Raw genomic sequence first — 21,726 nt, forward strand, 5'->3', positions numbered from 1 at the left:
TTGCGCTGCGCGCGCCTCCGGTCGGGCTACGCCCGCCCTCCGCCGCACGCAGCGCAAGGCGACCCTCAACTAACCGGCATCATATCCGAAAAGGGGGTCCCTCTTCGACGCCGATAGGGGGTCCCTTTTGAACGCCGTTTGACATCCAGACATTCGCTACGAAGATGCATCGCCATTTCACGGGAACGGCCGGACGCCTGCAGCAGGTCGAGATAGACCTGCAGCGGCGGCGCATAGCAGACGCCGTCGATCCGTTGGCCCACCGCGACATCGCGCCGGCTCTTCGCCTCGATGATGCCAAGGTTCCACCCCTCTGCGACCGGCCGCGCGTCGAGATTGAGCAGCGCCTCGATCAGCTTCTGCCCAGGCTCGATCCGGCAACGAAGCTGCGAGATGGAAGAAAGATAGGGGGCATAGATTTGAGCGGCGACTTCGCCGGTGACCGCATAGGCGGCCTTCGCCTCGTCGCACGCCTGATCAAGGCGCAGCGCCAGCTCCAGTGCGTCACTCCCTTTCGGAACATAGTAGCGCCGCACCGTCGGTGCCTTTTGATCGCTCGCATAGCTGGTCCAGGCTTCGAGAAGGGGCCGTGCGGCACGCAGGCGACGCTGTTTCGACGGGCCCGCGCCCTGCACATCGACCCACTCGCGCCGTTCGAGTTCCGTGAGGGTCTCGGAAGCCGTAGCCGGCGAAACCCCGCTCGCATCGGCGAGATCCTTCACGCCCAGCCAGTCCTGCCGCCTCTCATAAATTTCATGGAGTGCGCGCGCCTTTTGTCCCTGAAAAATGGAATCGAACTTCTTCGTCCCTTTTTTCGGAGCCGGTTTATCGAGAAATATGAATGTCTTTTTCCCCGGAATATAAAGCGAGCCTCCGAGGTCGTAATATCCGACGCGCTCTTCCCGAAAAATCTCTCGAGCGCCCGGCGAGATCGCACGGGCGACAAAAAAAGGAATGATTTCCCGGTCGTCACCGGAATTGCTGAGATGGGCCTGATTATTCCGAAGCTGCCAGATTGCTTCGCGCACATCGCGCGGAAAAAGCTGCGCCTTGATTTCGACAAGCAATAAGAGCGGCTGGCGGCCGATATATGCGCCGATCAGGGCGTCGGCGCGGCCGCGAGGCCCGATTTCGACCTCATATCGCTCGATTTGCGCGTGCGACTGCGGCAGCGCCAAAAGCGCCTCCAAAAGCGCATCGAGCAATTCGCGCTGAGAATTTTCAAATTCGGCCATATTTTGTGCCCAGCAAAAATCACCCTAAAAGTGAATATTCGGAAAAACCTTGATATTTGCTGCGCAGAAAATTTGCATTAAAAAAATGGAAAAAATTTCATCTGAAATCTGGAAAGCGTCGAAACTGGCAACGTTCCGGTGGCGTCAACGAAGGATTTTGGCGTCACCGCGCCTCGAGGGTGATTTCACGCCTGCTGAACTGAGATGGCAATTTGATCTCGATATCGCCCGATGTGATAGCCCAATCGGTCGTCACCAAGGCTGGCTCTTCGCCACTATCGTCCTCAGACACCAGCACCTCAACATAAATAGCCGCGCTGGAAGTTGGACGAGCATGGTAAGTCCGAATATCCAAATCAGGCTCTCCCCGCCGCGAGATGACATACTCATGACCCGTCTCACGAACGTCGGCTTCGACCTCAGCCAAGACTTCGACCTCAAGGACAAAATCCTGTCCCTCCTCGGATTCGTCGACGAGAAACACGCTCGAAATCTCAAGATCGAAGAACTCGACATCTTCAACCTCGATATCGACACGGCGCGGACGATAGGAGTTAAGGCGTGCCCTCAGCCTTTCGAGCAGGGACGCGTCTCCACGGACATGCGCTTCAAGACGCTTCACCAACTGGGCTGACGCCAGAGCCAGCGAGAGAAGCTGGGCAACGGAGTCCAATTGGATCAGATCGTCCCGTCCCTCGCAGAATTTCACTAGGTCCGGATCCTTGCCAACCACATATATTCTGGGTCGACCGGGCCGGATCCAGGCGAGGAGGCTCGACAGCACAAAGGCGTCCGGAAACTCGCTCTTTTTTTTGCCCTCCCCAAAGGGCGCAGCACCAGCAAAATAATCGTCAAAAATCGCTTTGTGATCGGCAACAAGGGGGATTTCGGTAAATTTTGCTGTCGCTAGGAATTCTCGAAAGCGCGCGTGAAGCAGTGCCTTCCGATCGGCTGGATCGGTATCACCAAAGGGACCGCTTTCTCCAAGCTGGCCAAAAATCGCGCCGTGCTTCTTCGCTGCTGCTTCCGCCTCCGCCAGCGCTTCCGAAAGTCTCGCTTCAACCTCCCGCGTGGTGATGGAAGTCGTGATCGGCTCGAGCGTGCTCTTCGACGCTAGATCGATCAGGCTGGACCAAGTTCGCGATTGCCAGTCGAGACCCGCTGCACGAAAAGCCTCGGTATCGATGAAAGCATATGGTGTGACGAGGCGCTGTCCGCGCGGTGCTGGTGGTTCGCTCATCGTTGCAAACTAGCTTTTGCGACGGATTTCCTCAATCGTTCCCTTGAGCCTCGCCGCCCAATGCGACGCTTGAGAGAGAGCTAAGAATGGCGCAAAACTGGCTCACATAGGCCGATGGACGGAGAACTAGCCTCAATTTGGTTCTAAATCTCAAATCGCCACTGCATGGACCGGGTCGCCGACGCTAGAGTTGATCGTCGGAGGTGACGATGATCATTTTCAAGATGCTGGCGATCGCCAGCCTGACGATCCTGACAGCATGTGCTCCGCCGGAGCCACGCAGCGTTCAATATTTCGAGGCCAATCTCGATGAGGCACGCGACGTCGTCCAAAGCTGCACGGCGGGCGACAAGCGCGGCGATGAATGCAGCAATGCCAATGTCGCGGTCGAGACTGCCGAGGGAAAGGCCAAATTCGAGCGGTTCCGCGGGAAAAAGTAGCGGGTCTCAACCTGCCTGACGCGCTGTTGCCTCAAGCTCAGCGATGCGGTCACGGCAAATAGTCTCGACGATATCGGCGAGATGCTGAACCCGCGCGCCGAGCCATTCCAGTTCGTCGGCGGTGATCGCGTAATGCTTCGAATAGCGCGCCTTGATGTACGCTTCCTTCAACTTTTCGAACCGCGACCGGTCGGCCTTAACTTCTCGCGGCCATGCCTCGATCAATCGATCATCGATCCGCTCGGCTTGGGTGCGCAGGAAAACAAGATTATGGATGTGCGGCGTGTGGAAAGTGCATACCAATAGGATGCAGTGGTAATATCGTTCCGTCGCCTGATGAAGCTGAAAGGCCGCATTGTTCAACCAACCTTCAGCGACCGCGCTTCGATAGTGATGAAGAAACTGCGCTCCGCTAGGATACCACTCATCAAAATACTCGCGCGCCATCTCGAGCGCCGCATGCGGCGTCATCGGCTTGGGTTCTGCGAGCTCCTTCCCGTCGGCCTCGTACAGCGCGATCCCGTCACGAGCGACGTCGATGAAGAAATAGCGACCCTGCGTCAGTCCGGCATTCACCTCGTCGAGACTGTGAACGATGAAGTTCACCGGCGTGCGGAGCCGCTTCGTTACCGACAGCTCACGAATGAGCCGGTCGTCGAGCTTCGACCAATAGTCCGCCCGATCGGTCAGCCGCTTGTCGTTGACGATGATCAGCAGGTCATAGTCCGACTGATAGCCCTTCGCCGTGTGCGGCTCGTCGACCCACCCACCCCGTGCATAGCTGCCGTAGAGGATGATCTTGGAAATCCGGCCCTTGCGCTTCCAGTCCTGCGTCGCGAGCGCCAGCGCATCCTCGAATTCCTCAAAGATGATCTCGACGACGCGCTCGATCTCGCGTTGCTTGTGCGGGGGAAGATGTTCGAGGCTGCTCTGCATTGGGGTCACCCTAACAAGGTGGCGGCACCCTTGCACCCGGAAGATTGTTCCGATGCGCACGGATGCCGCAGGCTGGCTGCCGCTCAGTCGGCGGGTGTCCAGATGATCGCGAAGACATCGTCGCGATCCTGCCCCGCGGCCCGCCCGAGATTGGCGTAGATACGCCGCGGCCCGAACTCGGGGGTCGCGAGCGAGAGCGACACATAGGGGCGTCCGGATTGCTCGGCGACGCGGATCCAGCCGGCGCCGATCTCGACGCCATCGGACCAAACGCGATAGTCGGGCTGCACATCGCTCGCCTTGCCGCGGTTGGGGCGTATCTCGATCGGTGCCTTGATAGACAGCGTGATGAGCTGGCCCGCAAAGCCCTTCTCGATGCTGCCGCTGACGATGCCGATGCTCGCCATGTCGATACTCCTGCTGATCGACCCGAGACCATCCCGGGCGTGAAGCCGGGCAGGACGGCGGTTCAAGGCAGGCGCGCACCCGCAGGGCCGAAGCGAAGCGGCGGAGCGGGACGACGGCCCGCTTGCGCGGCGGCCGCCGCCGTCCAGTTTGGCGAAGCGCCTCAGGATGGTCACGGACGCGCGGGACATTCAGCGAAGGACGTTGGGTGGCGTGAGCTGGTTTCGAGACAGGTTGGCCTCGTTAACGGGGATAGCGCGCAAGACCCGGGAAGAACGCCCCGCGACAATCGGGATAGGGCTTCGCTTCAGTCCCGCAGTGCGTCGAGGACCCGGCATTGCTCCACAGTCGTGTGGCTGCAAATGTCGAGCAGTCCTTCGAGCGTTCCCTCAAGCGACTTCAGGGCAGCGATCTTCTCGCGCACTTCGACAAGATGCCGCGAGGCGATGTGATCGACATCGGCACAGGGCGTGCCTTCGGGCGTCTCCGACAGCGACAACAGACTTCGCACGGTGTCGAGCGAGAATCCCAGCTCGCGCGCCTTTCGCACGAAGGTGAGCCGGTCGCGATGCTCTGGCCCATAGATGCGGTGCCCGCCGTTACTGCGCCCCGGCTCGGCCAATATGCCAATCTTCTCGTAATATCGGATGGTCACGACCTGGCAGCCGGTGAGCCTGCCCAAATCGCCGATCGAGAAACTTTCCTGCATAAAGTGCTTGAACCTATAGTTGCTATAGGTCGTATAGGCCTGCGCGAACCACTTGCCAAACATGGAACGCGATCATGGATAAATGCTGCGGCGACGGCGATGCCGTCTCGAAACCTGTCACCGAAAAGAGCGGATGCTGCGGCGAGACGGCCCCGAATCCGCCGGTGATCGACAGCTGCTGCGCACCTGCCTCGGGTTGTTCCAGCACGGCTGCGAAGGCCCCCGCGTCCGACGCGCCTGCCGTCGAAGCGCCGCGCCATTTCGCCGGGGATGATTGCTGCTCGGCAAAGGAAGACGAGATCGCGGCGCTTGGCGCCTATGCAGACGTCCGCCGCGTTCTGCAGATCGTGCTCGTCATCAACCTTGTGATGTTCTTCGCCGAGTTCACCGCCGGCGTCTTCGCCCGTTCGACCGCGCTGATGGCTGACTCGGTCGACATGCTGGGCGATGCGCTCGTCTATATTCTCAGCCTTTACGCCCTGGAACGGAGTATTCGCTGGCGCGCCGGGGCAGCCCTGTTCAAGGGCGGTATCATCGCAGCTTTCGGCATCTGGGTGGCGATCGAGGTTGTTCTCAAACTCACCGGCGACATCGTGCCGACGGCGGGAACGATGGGCATTTTCGGCTTCATCGCGCTGGCAGCAAATCTCACCTGTCTCGCGCTGCTCTATCAGCACCGTAACCGCGACGTGAACATGTCGAGCACTTTCGAATGCTCGCGCAACGACGTTATCGCCAACACCGGTGTGATCGTGGCGGCCGCGGGCGTCTGGCTGACGGGGTCGGGATGGCCCGACATTCTGGTTGGGAGCATCATTGCCGTCCTCTTCTTCCGGTCGGCGATCCGTGTTCTCAGCCAGGCATGGCCGCAATTTCGCGCCTCGCGACCGACGGTAGCGGCCGCCCTGGACTGAGCGCCTGTCGCTGTCGTCCATGCCGCGCCGAAGCTCGTCGGCAGGAACCTCAAGCGGCCCCGCGCAGCCGCAACCCCGCTGTCCAAGCGTCGACGTATAAGCCGCACCCATCGGCGCGCCGCCTTTCAAAGCGCGCGGCGATGGCATGAATTTTTCCTCCACACAGGGATCAGCAGATGACGTGGCCCAAAGGAACGCGCGCCCTCGTGCTGCATAATGCCAAGGCGCGGCAGGGCGAGCAGGCGCTCGTTCCCGTTCGCGAGCGCCTCGCCGCGGGCGGCCTTCTGGTGACGGTCGAATCGTTCGAGAGCCTGCCCGAAATTGCACGCGACGTGACACGCCTGCATCAGACCGCCGATATCATTGTCGTGTGCGGCGGCGACGGTTCGATCTCATCCGCTGCGCCCGCGGTGATCGAGAGCGGCCTGCCGCTGGGAATCATTCCCGCCGGAACCGCGAATGATCTGGCGCGCACCCTGTCGATCCCGCTCGATTTCGGGGCGGCGGCCGATGTCATTGTCGAAGGTCACAGCCGACGGATCGATGTCGGCACGGTCAATGGCCATGCCTTCTTCAATGTCGCGAGCATCGGGATCAGCAGCGAGCTTGCGCAGAAGCTCGACCCGGCGATCAAGAAAAGGTTCGGGCGCCTCGGCTATGCCGTCGCCGCGCTGCGGGTCATCCTGGCTGCCCAGCGGTTCCGGGCGAGGATCAGGGAGAAGGGCGAGTCGAGGACCGTCAGCACCTATCAGGTCGCGATCGGCAACGGGCGCCTCTATGGCGGCGGCAATGTCGTCGAGGAGAATGCCGCGATCGATGACGGCACGCTCGATCTTTATAGTCTCGAGGTGAAAAACCTCTGGAAGCTCGCCCTCATGCTCCGCGCTTTCCGGTCCGGCACGCATGGCGCGTGGAAGGAAGTGCGCACCGCCAAATGCGTCGAGTTCGACATCGAGACGCGGCGGCCGATGCCGGTGAACACTGACGGTGAGATCGTTACCGCGACGCCGGCGCATTTCCGTGTTTTACCGCGCGCGATATCGGTCCTGGCCCCGTGCGAATGCCCCGTCACAGCCCGGCAATTCCCGCTCTATCACCATTGAGCCAAGGACCGGCGACCGCCGCGAAGCCCTTGTGAGAAGGACGGTTTTGCCGTAAATCGCGAAGCGCGGGCCGGGCCCCTCTGACGGTCGTACAGCGACGGCCGTGATGTCGGACCGCATCGAGCGACGCTCGGTGCAATTGTCTGCGTTCCCATCGATCTGCACCTTCGCGCGACCGGTTCAGTGGCAGCATCGCTGAGGAAGGGCGTTCGACATGGAAGGCTTGGTCACCCTGTTTCAGGATCCCGCAGTGTGGGCGGCACTGCTGACGCTCGTGGTGATGGAAATCGTCCTCGGCATCGACAACCTCATTTTCATCTCGATTATCTCCAACAAATTGCCCGAAGCCCAGCGACAGAGAGCGCGGCGAATCGGCATCTCGCTGGCGCTGGTCATGCGCCTCGCGCTGCTTTCGGTGATTGCCTGGCTCGTGGGGCTGACGGCGATCGTCGTCGATTTCGGATTGCAGGGCGCGCCGGATGCCTATGGCAAGCCAAGCTTCGAGACCGCCTTTTCCTGGCGCGACATCATATTGATCGCCGGCGGCCTCTTCCTGATCTGGAAGGCGACTTCGGAAATCCACCATAATGTCGATCCTAACCCGAACGACGATGTCTTCAACGCCGGCAAGAAGGCGCTGACATTCGGATCGGCCATCATCCAGATCCTGCTGCTCGATCTCGTCTTCTCGGTCGACTCGATCCTGACCGCTGTCGGCATGACCGAACATCTGCCGATCATGGTGATCGCGGTGGTTTCGGCGGTCCTCGTCATGCTGCTCGCGGCCGACCCGCTGGCCAACTTCATCCGCGACAACCCGACCGTCGTGATGCTGGCGCTCGGCTTCCTGCTGATGATCGGTGTCGTGCTGATCGCTGACGGCTTCGGAGCAAAGGTGCCCAAGGGCTATATCTACACCGCCATGGCATTTTCGGCCGGGGTAGAAGGGCTCAATATTTGGGCGCGGCGCCGGCGTGAGCGGGTCGCGCTTGCAAAAGCCTCGGGCGAAACCGCCGAGGCGAAATAGTCGAAGCCCGGCAGCACCGAAGCTGTTCTGCCGTGTTTCCGGAGAATAGACTCGATCTGGATCTATCTCGGTGCAGTCGGCTTGCATGCCGCAGCGGCAAGGCTATGCTTTGAAGTGCATCGGGCAAGGCGCACGGTGCCAGGCGTGAGAACCTGCTTAGCTTAGTCTTCCTATTCCATCCTGCCGGGTGGCCGCTGCGCATGTCCAAGCCTTAGGGCTAAAGGCGGCGGCGCTTGTTCGCTAAGCAAGTTCTCAACGCCCGGCTTGCCGCCTTCGTCCCGAACGGGAAGGCGGCAGGTATGGACTTCGAGGACAAGGACAGCGAGCGACCGGGTATTGCCGGCGGCGACCCCTTGCCGCCGGAGGATTGGGAGCGGGTCGGGCGCTCGGCGCGCATCGAGGCGATCTACTCCGAGCACCGGCCGCACATCACCCGCTTCTTCCGCGGACGCGCCCCGAACCAGGATGTCGGCGACCTTGTGCAGGAAGTCTTCAGCCGCTTTGCGAGCGCGCGAGGCGGCCTCGCTGCGCTGGTCGAAGGCCCCGGCGCCTATCTGGTGAAGAGCGCCCGGATGCTCCTCGCCGAATATGGTCGCGCCGACGCGCGCCGCCACCGGTCGCAGCACGACAGTTTCAGTGACGAGCATGAGGGAGCGAGCGACCCGCACGCCGCGCTCGAGGCGCGAGACGTCCTGCGCCGGGCAGAAAGAGCCATTTCGAGGCTATCTCCGCTCACGCGCGAGATTTTCCTGATGCATCGCTTCGAAGGACTACGCTATCCCGAGATCGCTCGAATCAAGGGAATCAGCGTGAAGACGGTCGAAAGCCATATGACCAAAGCCCTTGCCGCCATCAAGCGCGCGCGGGGTAAGCAGTGAGCCGCGCCGAAAGCGAAGCCACTGCCTGGCTCGACAAAATGATGGGACCCGATTCCGAAATGCACCGGGAAGCGTTCGACGAGTGGCTGGCCGAGCCGGGCAATGCCAAGGCCTACGATGAAGCGCGCGACAATTGGACCTGGGCCGCCGCCATGTCGCCTTCCCGGATCGAGGCCGATGTTCGGGCCGATGCTCGGGAGCGTGAACCCGGCGGGCGGCGATGGGCTTTTGCCACAATTCTCGCTGCGGTGATCGCGGTCGGGTTCGCTTGGTATCTGGTTGGCCGCGACAGCGATCAGCCGATCATCGCCACCAATTCGGCGCAAGGCGAGAGCAGGCTCGCCGACGGGACGCGCGTGACGCTGATGGACGGTGCCCGCATCGAGACGCGCTTCTCGGACGGCGAACGCCGCGTCATTCTGTATGACGGCCGCGCCAGGTTCGAGGTCGCACACGACGCGTCGCGTCCCTTCCTCGTCGAGGCCGGAGATTCGGTCACCCGCGCGCTCGGCACCATCTTCGAGGTCGATCTCCGCGCGGATGTCCCGCGCATCGCACTGGTCGAAGGCTCGGTCGAGGTGCGGCGCCTCGAGGGCGGCAAGGCACTTCGCCTCCGTCCCGGCGAACGCGCCGAGGTCAGGTCGACAGGCCCCCAGCCGATCACGGGTGAGGAAGCGAACACCCCGGCCAAATCGCTGTGGGCCGACAATCTCCCGCTTGGTGCGATCCTCGACCGCGCGGGCCGCGAGAATGGCGTCAAGATCAGCTTGGCCGATCCGGCGTTGGCATCGCTGCAGGTGACGGGGCGCTTCGACATGACCGATGCCCGGAAACTTGCGCTGAAGCTCGGCGCCGCGCTTGATCTCAAGGTCGAGTTCGGTGCGAACGGACCAATTCTCGGCGCGAAATCCGACTAGGACGCCCAAGAAAAACCCATAGGGTGTTCGGAGCACCCGTCATTTTTTCCCTTCAGACGGCCAAAATCGGCCGCACGGGAGGGATGAATGACGATGAAATTTTTCGCGGCCGCTCTGGCTTCGGGCGTATCCGCGACCGCATTTTACGCACCCAGCGCGTGTGCGCAGACGGGCGAGCAGACATACAATATCGAGGCACAGCGCCTTAGCGATGCGCTTCGCAAATATTCGGACATTTCCGGCCGCGAGGTCATCGCGGCTTCGAGCCTGCTTGAAGGCAGACGCAGCAACCGGGTCCGCGGGCGACTCTCTCCCGACGAAGCCCTCTCGCGCCTCCTTTCCGGCACGGGCCTGACGATCGAACTCGTCGAAGGCGCATGGGTGCTTCGGTCGGGAAACGTCGATGCCCGGGAAACTGGATCGACTGATCGAACCGACGAAGCGATCGTCGTCACAGGCTCTCGTATCCGTGGCGCAGGGCCAGTTGGTTCTCCCATGACGACGGTCGACCGCGACGTTCTCGACCGGAGCGGTCGCGCGACTTTGGCCGATTTCATCCAGACCATTCCGCAGAATTTCTCGGGCGGTCCGACCGAAGCGAATGTCGGCTTCAGCAACCGAGGCAAAGCCTCGTCTAACATAGCCTATGGCACTGGCATCAACCTCCGCGGTCTGGGACCAGGGGCCACCCTGACGCTGTTCGACGGATCCCGGCCGGCCCTTGGAGGCGGTTCGGGCGCCTATGCCGACGTTTCGCTCGTCCCTTCGATCGCAATCGATCGTGTCGAAATCCTGACCGATGGCGCATCCGCAATTTATGGTTCGGATGCCGTCGCGGGCGTGGTGAACATTCGCTTCCGCAACCGCTTCGAAGGCGCTGAAACTCGCCTGCGGGCCGGCACGGCAGACGGTGACTATGGCGAGGTCCAGATTAGCCAGATGCTAGGAAAAGGCTGGTCGACGGGCCACATCGTCGTGGCGGGGGAATATAGCCAGCGCGGCAATCTGGCTGCGACGAAGCGGCCCTTCGCGACCGAGGATCTGCGACCATTCGGCGGCCCCGACCTCCGGTCGAACTACAATAATCCCGGCACTGTCGTGGCGGCGAACGGCCAAAAGTTCCTGATTCCGCGCGGCCAGGACGGGCGCAATCTCACTCCTGCCGACCTTACGCCCAGCGCTGATTTCAATCGCGGCGACGCACGTCGACATACCGACATTCTGCCCAAACAGGAGACGATGGGTCTCTACGCGGCCATCGAGCAATCGCTTGGCTCGACTATCACGATCTTCGCCCGCTCGCTTTACTCAGAACGCAACTTCGAGGCCCGACGCCGTGTGAGCGGCCCGACGCCTGTCCGCGTGACGAGCGCCAATCCCTATTATGTCGACCCCATCGGAACGGGGCAGCCGGTCACCGTCTACTATGATCCCGCCGCCGAGTTCGGTCCTGAAAGCCTGCGTGGCAAAGCCAAGGCGTTCAACAACGTCGTCGGAGCGCGGGCCGACATCGGAAGCTGGGTCATCGAACTGACCGGAGGGTTCGGACGGCAGCGGGAGCGCTATGACAGCTTCAATCTCGTGCATAGCCTCCGCTTCTCGCGGGCGGTCGCGGCAACCAGTCCTGCGCAAGCGATCAATGTCTTTGGCGACGGCGCGGTCAACGACCCAGCGCTCATCGACAGCCTGCGCGGGAGCATCGTCGCAGAAACACAATTCAAGGTGTGGACGGCGGCGCTTCGCGCAGACGGCAAATTGTTGTCTCTCCCCGCGGGCGACCTTAAGATGGCAATCGGCGCCGAGTACCGCCGCGACCGCTTCGCCTTTTCTCAGACCCTCGATCTTGTGACCGATACGCCGCTCGTGATCGGCATCCCCGGCCTACCCGACAAGCGCATCATCAAAGCTTTTTACGGCGAACTGGTCGCGCCAATCTTCGATGCCGGGGACGCATTCCCTGGGTCGCTGACCCTATCGGCGGCTGCCCGCTACGAGGATTATTCGGATTTCGGGGACACTGCGAACCCCAAATTCGGAGCGCGCTGGACGCCGCTGCCGGGTGTCGCGTTGCGTGCGTCCTACGGAAAATCGTTCCGCGCTCCTTTCTTCGACGAACTGGTCGGCACGGCGAATGCGCTCTACCAAACCTTGCGGGTCGCCGATCCGTCCTCACCGACCGGGCAGACCGTCGTGCTTGCCCTGTTCGGCTTTCAACCGGCGCTCCAGCCTGAGCGCGCCGAGAGCTGGACGGCCGGGCTCGACTTCGAACCGCGCGCCCTTCCCGGCGCCAAGCTTTCGCTGACCTATTTCGACATACGTTATCGGGACCGCATTGCGTCGGCCTCGAGCGATAGCCGGAACATTCTCAATAGGCGTGATCTCTATTCACCGATCATTGAGGACGATCCCGCCCTCGCCACGGTAACCGGCTATTTTACTGGTCCGAACTTCTCAAATGCACTCGGGGTTGCTCCCGGCGATGTGCGCGCGATTATCGATCTCAGAACTCGCAATCTTTCGACCTCGACGATCCGCGGCCTCGACTTCGACCTCGCCTATTCGCGGCCCGTTGGCGAAGGCATCTTTTCGTTCAGTGTCGGTGGCACCCGGCTATTCGCGATCGACAACCAGATTACGGCCAGCGCGCCGCGAGATCGCGTCGTCGGTACGCTCGGAAATCCGGTCAAGCTGCGCCTTCGCGGCCGCGCCGGCTTCTCGATGGGCGCGTTCGACGGGGGTCTCGCGGTCAATCATGTCGGCGAGTACCGCAACCTGACCGTCACGCCCGCGGAGCGAGTGAAGAGCTGGACGACCCTCGATCTGCAACTCGGCGCGCGAATCGGCGATCTGCGGGGTCGTTCGCTTCGACTCGGCTTCAGCATCAACAATCTGTTCGACAAGGATCCGCCCTATGCGCAGTTCCGGGGCCCCAGCTACGCGCTCGCCTATGATCCCGAGCAGGCGAGCGCGATCGGCAGGACCATGGCGCTACAGGCCGTTATCGCGTGGTAATTGCCGCCGCACTGCTGGCCGTCGCCGCACCCGCGGCGGCGGCGACACCCCGCGAGCCGGTCGGGGCCGCCGACCTCGTCGAGGTGTCCGAGATCAGCGGCCCCACTCTATCGCCTGATGGCGAACGCTTCGCCTTCCGGGTGAGCCGCGCTTCCCTCGAGAGCAATGCCATAACGCTCGAGTGGTATGTGGGGAGCGTGGATGGGCCGCCCCAACTTGCGGCGAGCGGAGGCAGCGCACGCGTCGATGGAGCAGGGCTCGTCTCCGATCAGACTCCGATCTGGGACAAGGACAGTAAAGGCTTTCGTTTTCTCGCCTTCCGCGATGGAGAAGTGACCCTCTGGCACTGGCGCGACGATGGCGGCGCCAAAATGGAGGTTCGGAACGATGCCGACATCCTGGACTTCGCCGTATCGGACGATGGGGGGCTACTTCGCTACACTGTCGGTGCGACGCGTGCCGAGATCTCTCGCGCACAGACCGCCGCCTACGAAGGGGGCGTGCTGGTCGACGCACGCGTCGACCTCAACCAGGCGATTGCGGGCGGTGTGATCGAAGACGGCAAGCGCGTCATGCAGAGATTTTCCGGACCCTGGTTCGACCGAAAAAGTTTGTTGTGGGATGCGCCGCGCCGCGAGATTTTTGTGCCGAGCGTCGGCGCCACCCCCCATTCCGCGCCCAATGACCAATTCTCGCTCCACTCCGCATCCCAACGTCCGTGGGCTGCAGCGCCCGATGGCAGCAAAGCAGAGATATTGCGTAAGGCAGGCAGCGCCTCCCTCGTGGTCACGCGCCCCGGCGGAGAGCGGATCCAATGCGAGGCGGAGTTCTGCCGTTCGCCAAAGCTGCTCGCAACCACGTGGCTGCCAAATCAGGACATCTTGCTGGCGTTTGTCGACGAAGGAAGCGCCCGCGAAGCCGTCTGGCTATGGAAAGTCGGGGCTGCGACGGCTCGCAAAGTCGCAATCACCGACGGAGCATTGCGTCTCGCCGACCGGCCATCGCGATGCGCCGTCACCATGCGCGCGCTGATTTGCGCCGAAAGCATGCCGCTCATTCCGCCACGCCTCGTCCGGATCGACCTTGCGACAGGGCAGCGCCGACCACTATTCGAACCGAACTCTGCGCTTGCCGCCAGAATTGACGCGGAGGCGAAGTCGCTTGAGCTGCCAGGCGGATACTCCGCGATATTGCTCAGCCCCCCACGGGCGAAAGCGCCACCCGTCGTGGTCCAGAATTATCATTGTGCCGGGTTCCTCAAGGGCGGCACGGGCGAAGAATTGCCGATGCTGCCCCTTGCGGAACATGGAATCGCGGTCCTTTGCATTGATCCGTTTCGGGGCCCGCCCGGAAGCGGAACCGATGGAACATATGAACTTGCCCGCACGGTCATCGCATCCGCGATCGCCGACCTTGGGCAACGCAAACTCGTTGATCCGAACCGCGTCGGCATCGCCGGTTTCAGCCACAGCTCGGGTGTAGCGCTCTGGGCGGTCCGGCACAGCACGAATTTCAAAGCCGCGACGATAGGCACGGGTCAGATTTCGCCTCATTATTTCTGGACCAACGCAGTTCCGGATCGAGGCTTTGAAGCCATGCTAAAGGATTACTGGAGCATCGGCGACCCGGATGCCGACCCCGCCCGCTGGCGTCTCGCCTCTGCAGTTCACAATGTTGAAGCGATCAACACTCCCATCCTAATGCAATTGCCCGACGCGGAAGCAGCCTGGACGGCGGAGCTCCATACCAAGCTCAAACGCGCCGGAAAGCCTGCGGAAATGGTCGTCTATCCGGACGAGCTGCACAATAAATATCAGCTGCGGCACAAGCGCGCCGTTTACGAACGCAACCTCGACTGGTTCCGTTTCTGGCTGACCGGCGAGGAGGACCCAGCTCCCGGGAAATCCAAACAATATAACCGCTGGCGCCATTATCGCGCGGGACCGTCCTTGCCTGTGCCCGCGCGGTAGGTTCGTGCCGGGCGGGCCTTCCCCGGGGGCCGCCCGGCACGACATCTGCTGGATCGCGGCCGATGTTCCGGTCCATCGCCGCTAAATAGCGACATCCGGATGGCCCGACACCGACCGCGCCCAGCGCTCAATGTCGGCGAAGCTCAATATTCGCGTCACCATCACGGGGTCTGGCCGCACGTTGTCGGCAAACAATGCCCCGACAGCTTCGAGGTCAAGAAGGCCCGCTCCCGCCAGCCACCCGTCGAGGAGGTAGGAACGTAGTCGACGGCGATGCGCCTCGAACGCCGGCAGGAATACCGACAATATACGCCCCTTTCCCAGTCGCTCGATTACCATCTCTGGCAGGTCTTGGCGAAAGGCCCTGCGCGCCAGCGCGCGGTTCTGGCCGCCTTCGCCCCACTGCCAGCTCGGCACGCCGAGCGTAAATTCGATGATTGGCTGCGAGAGCAACGGGGCGATCATCGGCATTGCCAAGGCGCGATCATAGCCGTCGAGGAACGGCTGTGCGATGAGAAGCTTGATCGCATAGACCTGCTGTCCGGGGGATGCCCGGTCTGCGTCAGCCATCCAGGGGTGCTCAGGATAGTCTCGCGCATAGCGACGCGTGAGGAGGCTGTGATCAACCGGCCACATTGGCGGCGGTCTCAGCAGTCGCTTTGCCGAATAGCCAAGGGCACGCCACATATTGTCATTGGCAAGGCGGGCAAGGTCGCCGGCAGCGCGCCATGCTTCGACCGGCCCAGCGTAACGTAGCGCGTCGAGAATGGGCGCCGCCGATGTCAGATAGCCGAAGACATTGTCGCCGCCGGTGCCTGTGAAGATCGCATCTGCCTCGAACTCTCGGGCGCCTTGGAGGTAAGCGCGGTCACTTGGTCCTAGCAGGCCGAAGCCGCCCGGACGCGCGCGCAGAATTTCGAGCGGAGCCATCGGATCCCCGAACGGTGGACGCTGCCATTCCGCAAGGGGCGTTCCGACACGTTCGGCGACGGCGCGCGCATAGGGACGCTCGTCGCCGTCGGGATCGCTGGTCGCCATTGTCAGGGCGCGCCAAGGTCTGCGTCGGCCGGCGAGGCATGCCGCCATAATGCTGCTGTCGATCCCTCCCGACAGCTCAAGCTGGATACGCTCGAAGCGCATGCTCCAGGCCGACACCGTCCGACTGACCTTGTTGCGCAGATCTTCGGGATCGATCCGAGCAGGCGAGCGGCGCGTGTGGGCCCATGGCGACCAGCTTGTGGCCAGCGGCCGCACCGACCCCAAGGCGATAACCTCCCCCGGAAGGAGTTCACGCACACCGCGCAATTCAGCATCAGGGCCGCGAAGTAGAGGGAAGCGCATCCACGCGTCGATGCGTTCGGGGTCAGGCTGATCGAGCCGAAAGCCGAGGCTGCGTGCGAGTGAGAGATCGGTGAAAGCGATCGCACGCCCATCGCGATCTTCAAAACAGAATAGGGCTGGTCCGGTCATTGGGGAGCGAAGCAGCAAAATGCGCCCTTCCGGGTCAGCCCAGAAGAGCAGGAAGTTGCCCCATAGCTCCTTGATGGCCCATGCCCCTTCGCTCGACACGAGCCGGTCCACCTCGATCGCGGTCAAATGCTCGCAAACTCCCGAACTCTGCCGATGAAAGGCCCAGCCAATAAGCGCAGTGCCGTTCGAGATCTCGGCGGGTGTATCCTTTTCCACAATTAGCCGGGCTCGCCCGACCGTCCCGGCCTCGACAAAGCCGACGGGAATGTTGCGATCGCTCGGGCCGATGATGAGGGCGATACGTAACGTCACAGCCGAAACACCGGCGTATAGTCAGCGACCACATTGACGTTGTCGGACAGCACCATTTCATTGTGTTGAACCCAGGCGTGCGCCGCAAAGGGATCAAGCCTGACACCGAAATAGACCTGGCCGGGTATTCCGCGCTGCCAGAGGTAGCGAGCCAAGGCCAGACTATCGGGCACGCAAAGACGCCGCCAAGGCAGCTGGACGCGCGCAGCCGCATATCCACGGGCAACCGCACAGGCATGTCGGCGATCCACCATTGTCTCCGCGGTAAGGAGGTTATTCTTCAAGCGGCGCCATTGGGCTATGGTTTGTCCGAGACCGCGCAAACGTAGCCGGAGAGCCGCATCGAGCCGGTAACGTGCGATCTCCAGCGCGCCAGCACGCTGGCTCGGACCTGCCAGCTCGAGTGCGCTGCTCGTTGCGATGGGCGCGGAAATTGGAGCGATTGAGGGGCCCGGCCCGTCGCCAATGAGGCGGCGTCTGGACAGCCTGCCTAACGCAGGTTCGATAGCCGCCGTCGTGAGCCCAGCGCCGAGCGCTTCGAGGACGCCAACCTCGGCACCTCGGAGCATCAAGTAGCGGTCCGCCTCAATGTCGAGGAGAACTGCACCGCCGCCCAGGAAGGCGAAGCTGATGTGGGGTGGGAGATGATGGTCCATTGAGGCAGTACGGACGCGGCGCGGTGCGCCGCGTCCGCCATCCCGTCAGTCGGCGGTGATCGCGCCGTCCGGCTTGAAGTGGATGACCGAGCCATCCTCGGGATAGGGCAGAAGCCCGCCGAGCGTTTCGACGCTGGCGACGCCCAGTTCTTCGATTTCGGCGTTGTCGATGCGGTCCATGGGACCCTCCTTGGTTGATGCCGCGGAATTGCGGCAAGGTCAAAGCTACGCCTTTGATTTGGAATAGGAATTTTATAGTTTTGCTATAACCCGAATGTTATCGGAGCGGGTCGCTGCGCGGCCTCACTGCCGCAGCAATACGTCCGGCTTGCCGGGTACGCCGACGATGGAAGCTCGTGATTTTGCTGCGTAAACTTGTCCAACGGCCGAACCGGTAGTCTTCCTCCATCGCAGCCAGAGTGGCGCGCGATGCGGCGTCGATACGTAGCTCCGCCGAACGAAAAGCCCTACTTCGCTCGATAAAGTTCACGATGGCGTATCGAAGTTCGCGATTCGAAGCGCCGACGGCGATGACACCAAACAGCGAATCAATCGCCTCCGGATAAGGCTCGATCCGCTGCAGTTCGCTGAGTCCCGCCCGGAGATTCGGCGAAGGGTGCCTGCCCTTCAGCGCAAGTGCGAGTAGCATCCCACCCCATTCGTACAACTCAACAAGGTCTGCCTCAGCCAGCAAGGGCTGTCGAAAACCTTCTTGGTGCCAGCTATCGACGATGCGTTCTCCGGACAGGCGATGAAGGGCATCTCGCACCGGCGTTGCGCTCGCACCTAACGCGCGGGCCAATTGCCGCGGGTCGAGGCGCGTCCCGGGCGGATAGGCGCCGCTCATAATGCGCACCTTTAGGTCGATGTAGACCCGCTCCATCGTAGCGCCGGGGCTCATGCCGCCAGCGTCCCGTCCTCGCCCAACGATCGCTGCTCACCGATATAGTCAGCAAGAAGCGCCTGCTGATCTGGGCGAAGAGCATCCACGGCTGCGATCGGGTCGGGGGGATAGCCGCGGAACAGGATCGAGGGACACTGACCCTCGAAGTTGCCGAGGTTTGGGCGATGCTGGACATAGCCGGTCAAGGCCGCCAGCTCGGGCGGAAAGTCCTTCGCGACGTCGGGTGGATAGGCGAGCCACTGGTTCTCGTAAGGTTTCAGCCAGCCGAGGCAGTAGCTGATGATGATCCCGCGCCGCGCCGCCGGGCTGCAATTGCCGCCGGCGCCGTGGAGCGTCGAACCCAGGAAGACGATAGCGTCACCCGGCATCGTCTCGGCAATGATCGGCGCTTCCGCCGGCTCCTCGACAAGCGCTTCGAGCCCATGGCTGTTCGGCCAGATGATCGTGGCGCCATTCTCCGCGGTGAAGGGCGTCAGCGGCCACATCACATTCACGAGATACTCGACCTCTCCGAGCGTCCCCTGCCACATGTCCTGATCGCGATGCGGGAACTGCGGAAGCGCTCCCGGATGCAGCTCGATCGCCTGGGCGAGATTGAGCTGAATACGCTCGCACCAGTCGCCGAGCGCGGCCTCGGCGAGGGCGAGGATCGCCGGGTTCATGACCAGCGCGCCGACGTGCGGCGAGCGGATGAGCAGGCGGCCGAAGCGCTTGGTGCGCTCGCCATAGAAGCCGCCCTCGCAAAAGGGCGTCGCGGCGTAGCGCGGATCGAGGTCGCGATCGATCGCCGCGATCAGCTCGGCGGGAACGGCTGAGCGGACGATCGCATAACCGTCTTCCTTGAGCGCCCGCATCGAGGCGGAGGGCGGCTGATGGCTCTCTGCCGCAGCAATATTGGTACTCATGGCCCCGCTCCTTTCACGCTGCATTGGCCGCGACCGGCGTCGCAGCGCTGCCCGAAACAATCCCCGCCGCCTTGAGCCTTGCGGGGGTGTCGGCGTCGATCTCGATCCGCAGCGAAGTCAGCGCGCGGCCATCGTAAATGCCGGGTTCGCCGAGCGCCGTGCAATCCCAGCCGAAGGTCCGGATCTGAGCGAACCAGTCGAGCTCGGCGACGCCGGTGTAGGAGCGGATGCCGTTAGCGAGCGCATAGTCGATCAGCCCGGCAAGAAGCGTGTCGCGAGCGATGCGGCGCTGACGCGCACCGATCCCCGGCGACAGGCAGAAGCGGGTGATCTCGAAGATATCGGGACCGGACGGCGGGATGCCGTTGACGAGGCCGGGGAAGAGACCGTCGAGAAGGGCCGGGCGCGTGGTGGGAAGGAGGCGCGCCGAGGCGAGATGCCCGCCGTCCTGATCGCCGACGATCAGATAGGTCGCGTGGGGATCGTCGAAATGATCGATCTCGAACCGGTCGGCGAGCACCGGCAGGTCCCATTTCAGAAGATCGATGAAGACGCGCTTGCGCGCCTCGAACATCGCGCGGAGCAATTGATGCTCGTGTGCGCGGTTGGAATGGTCGATTACCGAAAGCATGGATGTGTCTCCTTTTCGAAAGAGACCATCCAATTGAACGGCTTTTTGCGGCTCCACCATAGCACGATCGGGGGGTGTCGACGAAAAAAGTTCAGCGCTTGGCGATATCCTCGTAGCTGAGGTCGCCGGCATAAAGCGCGCGCACGGTCAGCGTGATCCCGCCATTCGCGTCGTAACGCTGCCGCGCGTTGCGAAGATGCTCGCGAACCGTGTCGGGACTGAGATCGAGGATCCGACCGACCTTCGGAGCGCTGTTCCCCTTGGCCGACAGGATCAGGCATTCGCGCTGGCGATCGGTCAGTCGCGGCCCGACCTGCGCGAGTTCGGGATTGGCGAGCAGGCGCGCGGCTTCGAAGGCCGGCCCACCGATCATTCTAGCAAAGAGCAGCGCCATATCATTGGCGGCGATCCCCGGCGTCCAGGCGAAGGACACCGAGCCATGCGCCTCGCCAGGAATGTGCGCCGGTATGGTAAGCCCGTCTCCTATTCCGTGCCGCTGCGCCTCGCTGAGAACCAGTTCGTCCTCGGGGCGTTCGCCCGAGAGCGGCTTCATGTTGCGCCAAAAGAAACCCTCGAGACTGCGGTGGCTGGCGCGATGCACGGGATCTGTGAGCCCAAGTCCGCGCTCGTCGAACCAGCGCGCCCAATCCTCGGGATAGTTGTGGACGCGAACACCCCTGTCGGGAGCCGCGAGGAAATCGACATGGTGGCTCAGCGCGAACCAGGAACAGCCCATGCGCGCGCAGGCCTCCGCCAGCAGATCGGCCAGACCCGCCGCATCCTTCACCCGCGTGACGTCGAGCGCAAAAGCATGCGCAGCGTCCATCGTCGGCATTGCGACCCATGGCAGCGGACGGCAGTCGTCGCCAAGTCGGCCGACCGTCCCTGCTCCTCGTCATGGCCTGCGAGCGGTGCCCTCTCAATGGGCCGTCCCGCCGGCGACGGGTGATCGCCGCTGGTCATAGCGATCTACAATGATGCAAATTTGCGGATGTTACGAATATATTTCAAATATATTCGGGAGATAGAACCAGATTGGGGCCATTTTGCCGAAAGCCTCCGAATGCCCCGACTGCGATCATCGGCCCCGCTTGCGAAAATCCCAGACGGGAAGGCCGATCTTCGCAGCCTTGTCGGCGAGATTGTCCTGAATGCCGGTGCCGGGGAAGATGATAACCCCGACCGGCAGAGCTTCGAGCATCCGGTCGTTGCGCTTGAATGGCGCGGATTTGCCATGGCGGCTCCAGTCGGGCCGGAAGGCCACCTGCGTCACCTTGCGGGTTTCGGCCCAGCAGGCGGCGATACGCTCGGCCCCCGTTGGTGTCGCGCCATGGAGCAGGATCATGTCGGGATGGCGGTCGCGTGCGCGATCGAGAGCATCCCATATCGCCCTATGATCGTCGACATCGGCGCCGCCAGTGAACAGGATGCGCGTGCCCTCGGGAAGAAGTGCGGCCGCTTTCTGGCGCAATCGCGCGTCGAGAAAGTCGCGGCTGTCGATCATCGACGCGGTCATTGAGCGGTGCTGCGCGCGAGATCCGGTGCGCGGCGCCCAGGCCTTGCGGCAAAGGGTCCGGAACTGGTCGGCGGCGCATTCGCGGAAGAATTCCATCGCGTCCCGGCGCTCGATGAGGGAAATTCCCTCGCGCGTCGCCCGTTCGAGCTCGACCGAGCGGATCTCGCTGCCGTCCTGCTCGCGCTGAAGTCGGCGCTGCGCCTGTTCATTGTCGTCGAGCTGCCGCTCGACCCGCTCGCCGGCGCGGTGGAAGATGTTGACGAGATTCCAGAGCAGGTCCTCGAGGTCGGGTTCGATACGGGTTTCGACGAGGCATCCCGCAAGCGCCTCGAACATGTCGGCAACCGCGCCGCCGGCGAGATGGGCGTCGGGGAGCGGCCGCGGATCGGGCTCGTCCTCGAAGGGCCTGTGGCCGAAGAGCTGCATCTCCTGGAGCAGATAGGCCGTCGTCCCGGGTTCTGCAGGGTGGTCGTGAGGGGCGGTATCGTCGCGCATCTTGGATCTCCGTCTGTGCCAGCCGCGCCTCGTGCGGCCTTCGCGGCGACG

Annotated in this window: 21 protein-coding genes; 8 read left to right on the forward strand and 13 right to left on the reverse strand. The window is 62.7% G+C overall.

The window, feature by feature from the left end; genetic code table 11:
* Window positions 1–65: 65 nt before the first annotated feature.
* Together CD928_RS19980 and CD928_RS19985 are read right to left on the reverse strand one after the other, a co-directional pair.
* Window positions 66–1,235: a MarR family transcriptional regulator gene (locus CD928_RS19980; protein ID WP_141237212.1), complete on the reverse strand. Its 1,170-nt coding sequence runs from the start codon at window positions 1,233–1,235 to the stop codon at window positions 66–68.
* A 163-nt stretch (window positions 1,236–1,398) separates the two neighbouring features.
* Window positions 1,399–2,475, reverse strand: coding sequence for a PIN domain-containing protein (locus CD928_RS19985; protein WP_062767690.1), 1,077 nt, complete (start codon window positions 2,473–2,475; stop codon window positions 1,399–1,401).
* A gap of 209 nt (window positions 2,476–2,684) precedes the next feature.
* Here CD928_RS19985 and CD928_RS19990 point away from each other — a divergent pair, with 209 nt between their 5' ends.
* Window positions 2,685–2,915: an EexN family lipoprotein gene (locus tag CD928_RS19990; RefSeq protein WP_037553321.1), complete on the forward strand. Its 231-nt coding sequence runs from the start codon at window positions 2,685–2,687 to the stop codon at window positions 2,913–2,915.
* Between the two features lie 6 nt (window positions 2,916–2,921).
* Here the strand turns inward: CD928_RS19990 and CD928_RS19995 are convergent, their stop codons facing one another.
* The 3 genes from CD928_RS19995 to CD928_RS20005 form a co-directional block, all read right to left on the reverse strand.
* Window positions 2,922–3,851 (reverse strand): HEPN domain-containing protein, encoded by a 930-nt coding sequence (locus CD928_RS19995; RefSeq protein ID WP_095388853.1) that lies wholly within the window; start codon window positions 3,849–3,851, stop codon window positions 2,922–2,924.
* Between the two features lie 83 nt (window positions 3,852–3,934).
* Complete coding sequence (locus CD928_RS20000; RefSeq protein WP_095388854.1) at window positions 3,935–4,258, reverse strand: DUF736 family protein; 324 nt, start codon at window positions 4,256–4,258, stop codon at window positions 3,935–3,937.
* 305 nt (window positions 4,259–4,563) lie between these two features.
* Window positions 4,564–5,028 (reverse strand): helix-turn-helix domain-containing protein, encoded by a 465-nt coding sequence (locus CD928_RS20005; RefSeq protein WP_255247270.1) that lies wholly within the window; start codon window positions 5,026–5,028, stop codon window positions 4,564–4,566.
* 11 nt (window positions 5,029–5,039) lie between these two features.
* Between CD928_RS20005 and CD928_RS20010 the strand changes: the two genes are divergently transcribed.
* From CD928_RS20010 to CD928_RS20040, 7 genes are all read left to right on the forward strand, one after another.
* A complete protein-coding gene (locus CD928_RS20010) occupies window positions 5,040–5,879 on the forward strand; it encodes a cation transporter (RefSeq protein ID WP_095388855.1) in 840 nt (279 codons plus the stop codon).
* A 176-nt stretch (window positions 5,880–6,055) separates the two neighbouring features.
* Entirely contained in the window at window positions 6,056–6,982 is a 927-nt protein-coding gene (locus CD928_RS20015; RefSeq protein WP_095388856.1) for a lipid kinase, read from the forward strand.
* Between the two features lie 214 nt (window positions 6,983–7,196).
* Complete coding sequence (locus tag CD928_RS20020; protein WP_095388857.1) at window positions 7,197–8,009, forward strand: TerC family protein; 813 nt, start codon at window positions 7,197–7,199, stop codon at window positions 8,007–8,009.
* A 233-nt stretch (window positions 8,010–8,242) separates the two neighbouring features.
* A complete protein-coding gene (locus CD928_RS20025) occupies window positions 8,243–8,887 on the forward strand; it encodes an RNA polymerase sigma factor (RefSeq protein ID WP_141237213.1) in 645 nt (214 codons plus the stop codon).
* On the forward strand, window positions 8,884–9,804 hold the full coding sequence (locus tag CD928_RS20030; RefSeq protein ID WP_095388859.1) for a FecR family protein: 921 nt from the start codon (window positions 8,884–8,886) through the stop codon (window positions 9,802–9,804). Before CD928_RS20025 ends, CD928_RS20030 begins: the two co-directional genes overlap by 4 nt.
* Window positions 9,805–9,891: 87 nt before the next feature.
* On the forward strand, window positions 9,892–12,816 hold the full coding sequence (locus CD928_RS20035; protein WP_095388860.1) for a TonB-dependent receptor: 2,925 nt from the start codon (window positions 9,892–9,894) through the stop codon (window positions 12,814–12,816).
* A complete protein-coding gene (locus CD928_RS20040; protein WP_095388861.1) occupies window positions 12,810–14,786 on the forward strand; it encodes an Atxe2 family lasso peptide isopeptidase in 1,977 nt (658 codons plus the stop codon). The genes CD928_RS20035 and CD928_RS20040 overlap by 7 nt, the downstream gene beginning before the upstream one ends.
* A gap of 81 nt (window positions 14,787–14,867) precedes the next feature.
* Here CD928_RS20040 and CD928_RS20045 read toward each other — a convergent pair whose 3' ends face one another.
* From CD928_RS20045 to CD928_RS20075, 8 genes are all read right to left on the reverse strand, one after another.
* Window positions 14,868–16,568 (reverse strand): asparagine synthase C-terminal domain-containing protein, encoded by a 1,701-nt coding sequence (locus CD928_RS20045; RefSeq protein WP_095388862.1) that lies wholly within the window; start codon window positions 16,566–16,568, stop codon window positions 14,868–14,870.
* Window positions 16,565–17,224 (reverse strand): lasso peptide biosynthesis B2 protein, encoded by a 660-nt coding sequence (locus CD928_RS20050; protein WP_095388863.1) that lies wholly within the window; start codon window positions 17,222–17,224, stop codon window positions 16,565–16,567. The genes CD928_RS20045 and CD928_RS20050 overlap by 4 nt, the downstream gene beginning before the upstream one ends.
* Before the next feature lie 45 nt (window positions 17,225–17,269).
* Window positions 17,270–17,404, reverse strand: a complete 135-nt coding sequence (locus CD928_RS23920; RefSeq protein ID WP_255247271.1) for a hypothetical protein — start codon at window positions 17,402–17,404, stop codon at window positions 17,270–17,272.
* Between the two features lie 97 nt (window positions 17,405–17,501).
* Window positions 17,502–18,107, reverse strand: coding sequence for a GntR family transcriptional regulator (locus CD928_RS20055; protein WP_176473653.1), 606 nt, complete (start codon window positions 18,105–18,107; stop codon window positions 17,502–17,504).
* A gap of 14 nt (window positions 18,108–18,121) precedes the next feature.
* Window positions 18,122–19,033 (reverse strand): phytanoyl-CoA dioxygenase family protein, encoded by a 912-nt coding sequence (locus tag CD928_RS20060; protein ID WP_095388865.1) that lies wholly within the window; start codon window positions 19,031–19,033, stop codon window positions 18,122–18,124.
* 13 nt (window positions 19,034–19,046) lie between these two features.
* A complete protein-coding gene (locus CD928_RS20065) occupies window positions 19,047–19,664 on the reverse strand; it encodes an acyl-homoserine-lactone synthase (protein ID WP_095388866.1) in 618 nt (205 codons plus the stop codon).
* Between the two features lie 91 nt (window positions 19,665–19,755).
* Entirely contained in the window at window positions 19,756–20,499 is a 744-nt protein-coding gene (locus CD928_RS20070) for a LuxR family transcriptional regulator (RefSeq protein ID WP_052208764.1), read from the reverse strand.
* A 243-nt stretch (window positions 20,500–20,742) separates the two neighbouring features.
* On the reverse strand, window positions 20,743–21,675 hold the full coding sequence (locus CD928_RS20075) for a DUF2493 domain-containing protein (RefSeq protein WP_095388867.1): 933 nt from the start codon (window positions 21,673–21,675) through the stop codon (window positions 20,743–20,745).
* Between the last annotated feature and the right edge of the window lie 51 nt (window positions 21,676–21,726).

Origin of the sequence: Sphingopyxis sp. GW247-27LB (assembly GCF_002277025.1) — a bacterium.
GTDB lineage: Bacteria > Pseudomonadota > Alphaproteobacteria > Sphingomonadales > Sphingomonadaceae > Sphingopyxis.

Bases quoted from the DNA above. Each gene is read 5' to 3' on its own strand.
- CD928_RS19980 (WP_141237212.1), bottom strand. From the start codon at position 1,235: ATGGCCGAATTTGAAAATTCTCAGCGCGAATTGCTCGATGCGCTTTTG.
- CD928_RS19985 (WP_062767690.1), bottom strand. From the start codon at position 2,475: ATGAGCGAACCACCAGCACCGCGCGGACAGCGCCTCGTCACACCATAT.
- CD928_RS19990 (WP_037553321.1), top strand. From the start codon at position 2,685: ATGATCATTTTCAAGATGCTGGCGATCGCCAGCCTGACGATCCTGACA.
- CD928_RS19995 (WP_095388853.1), bottom strand. From the start codon at position 3,851: ATGCAGAGCAGCCTCGAACATCTTCCCCCGCACAAGCAACGCGAGATC.
- CD928_RS20000 (WP_095388854.1), bottom strand. From the start codon at position 4,258: ATGGCGAGCATCGGCATCGTCAGCGGCAGCATCGAGAAGGGCTTTGCG.
- CD928_RS20005 (WP_255247270.1), bottom strand. From the start codon at position 5,028: ATGTTTGGCAAGTGGTTCGCGCAGGCCTATACGACCTATAGCAACTAT.
- CD928_RS20010 (WP_095388855.1), top strand. From the start codon at position 5,040: ATGGATAAATGCTGCGGCGACGGCGATGCCGTCTCGAAACCTGTCACC.
- CD928_RS20015 (WP_095388856.1), top strand. From the start codon at position 6,056: ATGACGTGGCCCAAAGGAACGCGCGCCCTCGTGCTGCATAATGCCAAG.
- CD928_RS20020 (WP_095388857.1), top strand. From the start codon at position 7,197: ATGGAAGGCTTGGTCACCCTGTTTCAGGATCCCGCAGTGTGGGCGGCA.
- CD928_RS20035 (WP_095388860.1), top strand. From the start codon at position 9,892: ATGACGATGAAATTTTTCGCGGCCGCTCTGGCTTCGGGCGTATCCGCG.
- CD928_RS20050 (WP_095388863.1), bottom strand. From the start codon at position 17,224: ATGGACCATCATCTCCCACCCCACATCAGCTTCGCCTTCCTGGGCGGC.
- CD928_RS23920 (WP_255247271.1), bottom strand. From the start codon at position 17,404: ATGGACCGCATCGACAACGCCGAAATCGAAGAACTGGGCGTCGCCAGC.
- CD928_RS20055 (WP_176473653.1), bottom strand. From the start codon at position 18,107: ATGGAGCGGGTCTACATCGACCTAAAGGTGCGCATTATGAGCGGCGCC.
- CD928_RS20060 (WP_095388865.1), bottom strand. From the start codon at position 19,033: ATGAGTACCAATATTGCTGCGGCAGAGAGCCATCAGCCGCCCTCCGCC.
- CD928_RS20065 (WP_095388866.1), bottom strand. From the start codon at position 19,664: ATGCTTTCGGTAATCGACCATTCCAACCGCGCACACGAGCATCAATTG.
- CD928_RS20070 (WP_052208764.1), bottom strand. From the start codon at position 20,499: ATGCCGACGATGGACGCTGCGCATGCTTTTGCGCTCGACGTCACGCGG.
- CD928_RS20075 (WP_095388867.1), bottom strand. From the start codon at position 21,675: ATGCGCGACGATACCGCCCCTCACGACCACCCTGCAGAACCCGGGACG.